The organism is Calyptranema fuscum S582 (genome assembly GCF_055793305.1).
In genome coordinates, this window is sequence record NZ_JBSLYH010000154.1 from 1 (window position 1) to 240 (window position 240).

The 240-nt window shown below is 55.0% G+C and carries 1 protein-coding gene; it reads left to right on the forward strand.

Annotated features, from left to right (window positions below):
• Positions 1–240, forward strand: a 240-nt coding sequence (locus ACR6Z4_RS32285) for a tetratricopeptide repeat protein (protein WP_479721412.1), incomplete at both ends; no start/stop codon positions are given.

Genomic DNA, 240 nt, shown 5'->3' on the forward strand with positions numbered 1-240 from the left:
GGGTGAAGCCAACACGTTAAAAGCGATCGGCGATGTCCTGCAATTTCTTAAACGAAGCACCGAAGCCCTGGAGAACTATGAGCAGGCGATCGGCATCTATCGAGCCGTGGGTGATCGACTGGGTGAAGCCAACACGTTAAAAGCGATCGGCGATGTCCTGCAATTTCTTGACCGTCGCACCGAAGCCCTGGAGAACTATGAGCAGGCGATCGGCATCTATCGAGCCGTGGGTGCTCGACT